The 8,176-nt window shown below is 33.9% G+C and carries 9 protein-coding genes; 5 read left to right on the forward strand and 4 right to left on the reverse strand.

The window, feature by feature from the left end; genetic code table 11:
- Positions 1 to 50 precede the first annotated feature (50 nt).
- Both ACIQ0M_RS12005 and ACIQ0M_RS12010 read left to right on the forward strand, forming a co-directional pair.
- Positions 51 to 662 (forward strand): NAD(P)H-dependent oxidoreductase, encoded by a 612-nt coding sequence (locus ACIQ0M_RS12005; RefSeq protein WP_396152541.1) that lies wholly within the window; start codon positions 51 to 53, stop codon positions 660 to 662.
- The gene (locus ACIQ0M_RS12010; protein ID WP_396152543.1) at positions 655 to 2,526 is read left to right on the forward strand and encodes a monovalent cation:proton antiporter-2 (CPA2) family protein; all 1,872 of its coding nucleotides are present in this window, start codon (positions 655 to 657) and stop codon (positions 2,524 to 2,526) included. The genes ACIQ0M_RS12005 and ACIQ0M_RS12010 overlap by 8 nt, the downstream gene beginning before the upstream one ends.
- A 63-nt stretch (positions 2,527 to 2,589) precedes the next feature.
- On the opposite strand, the gene ACIQ0M_RS12015 is transcribed toward ACIQ0M_RS12010, so the two are convergent.
- Together ACIQ0M_RS12015 and ACIQ0M_RS12020 are read right to left on the reverse strand one after the other, a co-directional pair.
- Complete coding sequence (locus ACIQ0M_RS12015; protein WP_396152545.1) at positions 2,590 to 3,276, reverse strand: SIMPL domain-containing protein; 687 nt, start codon at positions 3,274 to 3,276, stop codon at positions 2,590 to 2,592.
- A gap of 57 nt (positions 3,277 to 3,333) precedes the next feature.
- Positions 3,334 to 3,975, reverse strand: coding sequence for a rhomboid family intramembrane serine protease (locus tag ACIQ0M_RS12020; protein WP_396152547.1), 642 nt, complete (start codon positions 3,973 to 3,975; stop codon positions 3,334 to 3,336).
- A 103-nt stretch (positions 3,976 to 4,078) separates the two neighbouring features.
- Between ACIQ0M_RS12020 and ACIQ0M_RS12025 the strand changes: the two genes are divergently transcribed.
- A complete protein-coding gene (locus ACIQ0M_RS12025) occupies positions 4,079 to 4,948 on the forward strand; it encodes a lysophospholipid acyltransferase family protein (protein WP_396152549.1) in 870 nt (289 codons plus the stop codon).
- Between the two features lies 1 nt (position 4,949).
- On the opposite strand, the gene ACIQ0M_RS12030 is transcribed toward ACIQ0M_RS12025, so the two are convergent.
- Positions 4,950 to 6,431 (reverse strand): aminotransferase class V-fold PLP-dependent enzyme, encoded by a 1,482-nt coding sequence (locus ACIQ0M_RS12030; RefSeq protein ID WP_396152559.1) that lies wholly within the window; start codon positions 6,429 to 6,431, stop codon positions 4,950 to 4,952.
- Between the two features lie 148 nt (positions 6,432 to 6,579).
- Here ACIQ0M_RS12030 and ACIQ0M_RS12035 point away from each other — a divergent pair, with 148 nt between their 5' ends.
- Together ACIQ0M_RS12035 and ACIQ0M_RS12040 are read left to right on the forward strand one after the other, a co-directional pair.
- The gene (locus ACIQ0M_RS12035) at positions 6,580 to 7,509 is read left to right on the forward strand and encodes a hypothetical protein (protein ID WP_396152551.1); all 930 of its coding nucleotides are present in this window, start codon (positions 6,580 to 6,582) and stop codon (positions 7,507 to 7,509) included.
- Positions 7,510 to 7,514: 5 nt separating this feature from the next.
- Positions 7,515 to 7,922, forward strand: a complete 408-nt coding sequence (locus tag ACIQ0M_RS12040) for a 5-fold beta-flower protein (RefSeq protein ID WP_396152553.1) — start codon at positions 7,515 to 7,517, stop codon at positions 7,920 to 7,922.
- Here ACIQ0M_RS12040 and ACIQ0M_RS12045 read toward each other — a convergent pair.
- Positions 7,919 to 8,176 (reverse strand): peptide deformylase (locus ACIQ0M_RS12045; RefSeq protein WP_396152555.1); only part of this gene is annotated, 258 nt, incomplete at its 5' end. The two genes, ACIQ0M_RS12040 and ACIQ0M_RS12045, sit on opposite strands and share 4 nt — an antisense overlap.

Raw genomic sequence — 8,176 nt, forward strand, 5'->3', positions numbered from 1 at the left:
TTGCTACAAATTAACTTCTTTTTTTGAAAAAAAAACTGTAGTTTTAAGGCATGGCACAAAACAAAATTTTAATTCTATTTGCTCATCCCCTGTTTGAAAAATCATTTGTCAATCAGGAGCTCGTTCGTCATATTCCCATTTCAAACCACATTACCTTTCATGATTTGTATGAAGAATATCCTGAATTTGACATCGATGTAAAAAGAGAACAAGCTTTGCTTGAAAAGCACGATATTATCATTTGGCATCATCCGATGTATTGGTATAGCTGTCCGCCACTGCTAAAACAATGGATTGATATGGTTTTAGAATACGATTGGGCTTATGGAAAAAAAGGAAATGCGTTAAAAGGAAAATCGATTTTTCAAATGATCACCACCGGAGGAGCTAAAGAAAATTATTGTGCAACCGGAAAAGACCGTTTTACCATTCCTGAATTATTAGAGCCTTTTAATCAAACCGCAAAAGTTTGCAAAATGAATTATTTGCCTCCATTTGTAGTGCACGGTACGCATAAAATGAACGAAGAAGAAGCCTTTAATCATGCTAAAACCTATGCTGAATTATTACTTTTCCTGACCAAAAACGAAATTAGCACACTGGAAATCGATAAACATTTCTACATTAATGAATGGTTTACTAAACTAAAATCAAATGGATAACGGATTTATTATTCAAGCCATCATCTATTTAACGTCGGCCATTGTTTGTGTTCCGATTGCAAAGAAATTAGGACTAAGTTCTATCTTAGGCTATCTGTTTGCCGGAATTTTTATTGGTCCGTTTGTTTTAGGTTTTATTGGTGCGGAAGGACAAGACATCATGCACTTTGCCGAGTTTGGAGTGGTTATGATGCTCTTCCTCATCGGATTAGAACTGGACCCCTACAAATTTTGGAAGATGCGAAAGTTCATTCTAGGAATGGGCTCCATGCAATTAATCGGAAGTGCACTGGCTATTTTTATACTTTGTCAATTGTTTTTAGATTGGTCGTGGCAAACGACTGTGGTAATTGCATTGGCACTTTCACTTTCCTCCACAGCCATTGTTTTGCAAACCTTAAAAGAAAAAGGACTTTCGCAAACCTCGATGGGAAGATCCTCGTTTGCCGTTTTACTTTTTCAAGATATTGCAGTGATTCCAATTTTGGCTATCATTCCGTTAATGGTTTCCGGAAGTAGTGTGGAGACAGAGAATATTCACACTTCATTGATTTCAGATTTTGATGCTTGGATACAAACCCTGATCGTTATTTTTACCATCGTTGCCGTGTATTTTAGTGGTCGATTAATTATTATTCCAGTTCTCAGAATGGTAGCCAAAACGCGACTGCAGGAATTGTTCACTGCCTCCGCCCTTTTATTAGTGGTAGCCGTTTCTTATTTGATGCAATTGGTTGGCTTAAGTCCTGCTCTTGGTGCTTTTTTAGCCGGTGTGGTATTGGCGAATTCAGAATTTAGACATGAATTAGAAGGCGATATAGCTCCTTTCAAAGGATTACTTTTGGGTTTGTTTTTTATTGGTGTGGGAGCTTCCATTAACTTTAAATTAATCATTGAAAATCCTATTTTTATATTAGTATTTGGAGCTATTCTAACTGCTATTAAATTTTTGGTGCTATTTGGTATTGGGAAAGTATACAAAAAAAGTAGCGACCAAAATTTACTATTCTCTTTTGGATTAAGCCAGGCCGGTGAATTTGGATTTGTGATTCTGAGTTTCTCCATGCAATTGAATATTTTACCAAACATTTTAGCCAATCAAATGATGGCCATTATTGCCTTGAGTATGTTATCCACACCCTTTTTACTTTTAATTAATGAAAAATGGATTGATCCCTATTTCGGAGTGAAAGAAAAAGAAAAAAGAAAACACGATGAAATTGATGAACACAACGAAGTTATTATTGCCGGTTTTGGTCATTTCGGAAGTACAATTGGCCGTTTATTGCGTGCCAACGGAGTAAATGCAACCATTTTGGATCACGATTCAGATCGGGTAGATTTACTCCGAAAAATGGGTTTTAAAGTGTATTATGGTGATGCCACGCGTTTGGAATTACTCAAAGCCGCCGGTGCCGAAGATGCCAAAATTTTTATTGCTGCAATCGACAATCCTGAAGTTAATTTAAGTGTGGTTGAAATTTTACGGAAACATTTTCCACATCTGAACATTTTAACTAGAGCACGAAACAGAGTGGATGCGTATGAATTAATTGATCATGGTGTTGAAAAAATATACCGTGAAACCCTTTATACTGCTGTTCATTTAGGTGTTGATGCATTGACACAAATGGGGCATCGAAAATATTCCGCCACACGTCAAGGGCAGCGGTTTATTAAATATGATGAAGCGGCTATTCGGAAACTAGCGGCCAAACGTCACGATAAAATGGCATATTTAGCCACCGTGAAAGACGAGATTGAAATGCAGGAGCAATTGCTTAAAAATGATTTATACATCAATTTTTCGGCTTCCGACCATGCGTGGGATAGCGACCATTTAAAAAAGCAGATTTCGGAATAACTTTACACAAAAAAACCACGAATTCAATTGATATCGTGGTTTTTAAATTTAATTTCTTACTAATTATTCTAAAAGAAAACTAACATTCACATTGGTAATAATTTCAATTTCACCAATGGCAAGTGTTTCAGGAATAGCATCCATTGCTTCTGCTTTCATCATCACATTTCTATACATTGGCGGCTGATACATGGGTTGAGAATTATCAGTAATCAAAATCGCTTTCCCTACTTTTTGATTTAAAACAGAAACAAAATCTTCGGCTTTTTTCTTAGCATCTAAAATAGCTTGTTTTCTGGCGGTTACTTTGTGCTCTTCTATTTTGGAAGATTTGAATTCAACGCCATTGATGTTATTAATTCCCGTATCAACCAATCCCATCATCAATTCATCATATTTTTTGATGTCTTTTAAAGTAATTGTGATGGATTGCGAAGCTTGAAAATTATGTTTCTTTTTTTCATAATCATATGATTTATATAAACTCACATTCGTAGTTTGAAAATCGGAAGTTGGAATTCCAAATTTTTTAATGTATTTCACCACTTTATCTACTGTTTCATCGTTCATTTTTTTAACTTCCGCCGCATCTTTTCCTGTGTTTTGAACACCTAAATTGATGACAACTTGATCGGGAGCAACTTTTACTTTTCCTTCACCGGAAACAGAAATTTGTGGTACGAGTTTATTTTCCTGTGCATTCATTGACGTAGCTAATAACGTGAATAAAATAATAATTGATTTTTTCATTTTGATTTAATTTATTGCAATGGTTTATTTCAATTTGTATGCCAAAAGTGATTCTATTTAAATTTTTCCCATTTTAGCCAAGACAAAAAGAATAATAATTGGAATTGCCAATAGAATGACCATTAATGTATTCTCTGTTAACATTTGCAGTTCCTTGAAAAGCGTAATCAAATAGCCGCCAATCGCTCCCCCAAAATGTGCCGTGTGGCCAATGTTATCATTTCTGGATTTCATTCCATAAATAGAATAAAGCAAATAACCAATTCCAAAAATATAGGCCGGAATAGGTATCGGGATAAAAAATAAAAATAAATTCATGTCCGGATTAAGTAAAATAGCTGAATACAAAATCCCGGTTACTGCACCCGAAGCTCCGACCGCTCTGTAATGGTATTCATCTTTATGAAACTGTAAGGTCAACAAATTTCCACAAAGTAAACTCCCCAAATAAACCATTAAAAAAGAAGGTGTTCCCAAAAAATTAATGACAACAGGTGCAAAAAAAAACAAGGTCAACATATTAAAAGCCAAATGAGCAATATCCACATGTAAAAAAGCAGATGTAATCATTCGAAGATGTTCTCCTGCACGAATGCTACCAATATGAAATTCATACTTTCGGAAAAAAAACTGGTCTTCAAATGCTTTAAAACTAATTAAGGCATTGGCGGCAATAATAACAATCAAAGCGATACTCATATTCCATTTTTAGAACTGTAAAAATAACAATTGTTTCTTTACCAATTGTTAAAGCTTGATTTATAAAACTGGAAATTACTGTATATTTGCAAAAATTTTCGGCATGCAATTCATCGCTTTTATTCTGATTTATCCCCTTCTTTGGATGATTTCCATGTTACCTTTTCGATTATTGTATTTACTTTCAGACTTTTTTTTCGTCATAATGTATCATGTAGTGGGCTATCGAAAAAAAACGGTACGAAAAAATTTATTGATCGCATTACCACATCTTACCGAAAAAGAACGGTTGGAGATTGAAAAAAAATCCTATCATCATTTGTGTGATTTGTTTTTAGAAATGATTAAAACACTAACCATTTCAGATAAAGAAATGAATAAACGTTTTGTTACCAAAAACATAGAAGTCTTAAAAGAAGTGGAAGCCAAAGGAAAAAGCATCGCTATTATGACCGGACATTATGCCAGTTATGAATGGTCGATTTCAATGAACAAAAGTTTTAGTTTTCAGGGTTTTGCCATTTACAAGAAAATTGCTAATAGTTATTTTGACAAATTAGTACGTGACATCCGATCCAAATTTGGTGCAACTTTAATTACAACCAAAGAGACAATTCCAACCATCGAGGAAAACTTTAAAAATGGACATTTAGGCATCTATGGTTTTGCCAGCGACCAATCACCAAAAGTATCCAAAGCGTTTCATTGGGGCAATTTTTTTGGTGTCTCAACGCCGCTTCAAACGGGAGCGGAAATGCTTTCAAAACGATTTGATATGAATTTATTATTTATGCGAATCCGTAAAGTAAAACGTGGGTATTACGAAGCCGAATTAGAAATTCTTTCTGAAAATCCTAGTAGTGTTCCGGATTATGAAATTACCGACCTATTTATGAAAAAGTTGGAAGCCCTTATTTTAGAAGCTCCTGAATATTATTTGTGGACGCACAAGCGGTTTAAGTATGTAAAATAAACTACAAAAACCAACCTTTCACCATTTCTTTTTCTAAAACCAAATCGTTTCTATGACGAAAGTTGTTTGATTTTCCATCGTATACATAATCATTAGCCCAAGTTGTATGGTTTTCTGCTAATTGTTTGATACTTTCACACACGAATTTAATTTCTTCAGAATTTGTAGTCGGATGAATAGACATTCTAATCCATCCCGGTTTTTTGATTAAATCGCCCGAAGTAATTTGACAAATTAAATCATTCGAAGTTTCTTCATCCACATGAAGTAAATAATGGCCATATGTTCCGGCACAACTACAACCGCCGCGGGTTTGAATACCGAATTTATCATTTAGAATTTTAACACCTAAATTAAAATGCAAATCTTTTATATAGAACGAAATGACACCTAATCGATTTTTGTGTTGGTTGGCTAAAATGGTTAAATTTTCTAAGGGTTCTAATTGTTCAAAAACATATTCAACCAATTCGTGTTCTCTTTCCAAAATATTTTTTACACCCATTTTTTCCTTTAACTGAATAGCCAAAGCTGTTTTAATTACTTGTAAAAAACCAGGAGTGCCACCATCTTCTCTATCTTCAATATTGTCGATGTATTTGTGTCCACCCCATGGATTAGTCCATGAAACAGTTCCGCCACCCGGACAATCAGGTACATTATTTTTATATAAATTTTTATTAAAAATCAGTACTCCGGAGGTACCGGGTCCGCCCAAAAATTTGTGTGGTGAGAAGAATATAGCATCTAAATAGCTTTCTTTATCGGGATGCATATCAATTTCAACATACGGGCCGGAACAAGCAAAATCTACAAAACAAACACCATTGTTTTGGTGCATGATTTTGGCTACTTCATGATACGGCGTTCTAATTCCTGTTACATTGGAGCATGAAGTAATGGAGGCTATTTTGAAGCTTCTATCACTATATTTTTCTACTAATTTTTTAAATTCATTTAGGCAAAAAAGACCTTCTTCATCTGCGGGAATCACTTCAACATCAGCAATCGTTTCCAACCATGACGTTTGATTGGAATGATGCTCCATGTGTGAAATAAAAACAATGGGTTTAATTGCTTTTGGAATTGCGGTAAACTCTTTTAAATTTTCAGCAATTCGTAAACCCAAAATACGTTGGAATTTATTCACAACTCCGGTCATTCCTGTTCCATCGGTAATCAACACATCATTTTCATTGGCGTTCACATGCTTTTTGATGATGTTTCTTGCTTGATGATAAGCCATCGTCATCGCTGTACCTGAAATCGTAGTTTCGGTATGTGTGTTCGCCACATACGGACCAAACTCATTCATCAATTTTTCTTCAATCGGACGGTATAATCTTCCACTGGCGGTCCAATCAGTATAAACCATTTTTTGTTTACCGAAAGGCGAAACAAATTCCTGATTGATTCCGATGATATTTTCACGAAATTGTTGAAAATACAATTCCAATTGTGTGGTTTCTTCCGTTGTAGTCATTCCAAAAAATAGTTTGGACAAATATACGTTTTTTTGATTATTTCTATCACTAAAACCAATTGGCTCACATTGTTAAAATATTTTAAAATGTAGATTTTTTATTCTACATATAAAGTACATTTGAATAGTGCTTTAAAATTTTCCAAAGATGACAAACTATTTACTTTCGATTATTTTCATTTCTTCAATTGCTTCATCACAAAATAATAATTCGGTTGAACCGGCTTTCGAATTTCTTTCAAACTACCATCACGTAAGAGATTTTACGATTTCTTCCAATCAAAACGAAGCTTACTTTTCAATAGTGAGTCCGAATGAAAAATTATCAGCCATTGCATTTATGAAAAAAGGAAAAGACAAATGGAGCAAACCGAAATTGGTTTCGTTCACCGGAAAATATAAAGATTTAGAACCTTTTTTATCAACAGATGGACTGCGAATGTATTTTGCTTCCAATCGACCTTTAACAGAAAATGGCGAAGCAAAAGATTTTGATATTTGGTATGTGGAAAGAAAAAACATTAAAAGTGAATGGTCTGCTCCTATCAATATTGGAAATCCGATAAACACAACTGCCGATGAATTTTATCCCACTGTTGCAAACAATAAGAACCTTTATTACACCTCTGATTCTGATAAATCAATAGGAAAAGATGATATTTTTATGAGTGTTTGGAATGGAAAAAATTATGAAAATCCGATTCGTTTAGAGGAAACAATCAATAGTAAAGGCTACGAATTCAATGCGTATATTTCACCTGATGAAACCTTTTTAATCTATACCATTTATGGCTCGCCGGACGGTTTGGGAAGCGGAGATTTGTATATAAGCTTTAAAGATGCTTATGGGAATTGGAAAAAATCATTCAATTTAAAAGAATTCAATTCAGAAAGTATGGATTATTGTCCGTTTTATGATGCTTCAACTCAAATAGTATATTTTACCAGTAAAAGAAGTCTTCCAACTACAAAATCCTTTCAAAACATAAAAGAATTTGAATCGGAAATTCAAAAATACCAAAATGGATTGAGTAGAATTTATAAAGTTTCACTCAAAGAAATAATCGAAAAAAATTAAAATTGATGAAATTATCTATTCTATTTTTCTTAATTTATTTTGGATTTTGTAATGCTCAAACCATTCAAAATAACAATTACGGTACAACCGGATACATTAAAAACGACGGCACCATTCAGGACAGAAATTACAGAACGGTTGGCTACATCAAAGAAAACGGAACGATTCAGAACAGTAATTATTCCACCATTGGTTACATTAAAAACGACGGAACTATTCAAAACAATAATTATTCAACTGTTGGTTATGTAAAAGAAAACGGAACGGTTCAAAATAACAACTATTCTACTTTAGGATACATTAAAGACGATGGAACGGTTCAGAACAACAATTATTCTACTATTGGCTATGCCAAAGGAGTCAAAAAAGAATGGGCTGCCGTAGTATTTTTCTTTTTTAAGTTTGAAAATTAATTGCGTTTTAGCTTCTTCTTCAAAAACAAATTCACATCATTATTAATGGATTGAACATTCCAACCCGCTTGTTCAGTAATTCTATCGGTAAACAAAATTCCGTTTAAATGATCTTCTTCATGTTGAAAAATAACGGCCGTAAAACCTTCCACTAATTCTTCTTTAAAATTTCCTTTTAGGTCAAAATAAGTGATTTTGATAGTGTAATTTCGATACACATCACCTCGGTCTTCAGGAATAGATAAACAGCCTTC

The sequence above is a fragment of the Flavobacterium sp. genome (genome assembly GCF_044339515.1).
Taxonomy (GTDB): domain Bacteria; phylum Bacteroidota; class Bacteroidia; order Flavobacteriales; family Flavobacteriaceae; genus Flavobacterium.

Bases quoted from the DNA above. Each gene is read 5' to 3' on its own strand.
- ACIQ0M_RS12015 (WP_396152545.1), bottom strand. From the start codon at position 3,276: ATGAAAAAATCAATTATTATTTTATTCACGTTATTAGCTACGTCAATG.
- ACIQ0M_RS12025 (WP_396152549.1), top strand. From the start codon at position 4,079: ATGCAATTCATCGCTTTTATTCTGATTTATCCCCTTCTTTGGATGATT.
- ACIQ0M_RS12005 (WP_396152541.1), top strand. From the start codon at position 51: ATGGCACAAAACAAAATTTTAATTCTATTTGCTCATCCCCTGTTTGAA.
- ACIQ0M_RS12010 (WP_396152543.1), top strand. From the start codon at position 655: ATGGATAACGGATTTATTATTCAAGCCATCATCTATTTAACGTCGGCC.
- ACIQ0M_RS12020 (WP_396152547.1), bottom strand. From the start codon at position 3,975: ATGAGTATCGCTTTGATTGTTATTATTGCCGCCAATGCCTTAATTAGT.
- ACIQ0M_RS12040 (WP_396152553.1), top strand. From the start codon at position 7,515: ATGAAATTATCTATTCTATTTTTCTTAATTTATTTTGGATTTTGTAAT.
- ACIQ0M_RS12030 (WP_396152559.1), bottom strand. From the start codon at position 6,431: ATGACTACAACGGAAGAAACCACACAATTGGAATTGTATTTTCAACAA.
- ACIQ0M_RS12035 (WP_396152551.1), top strand. From the start codon at position 6,580: ATGACAAACTATTTACTTTCGATTATTTTCATTTCTTCAATTGCTTCA.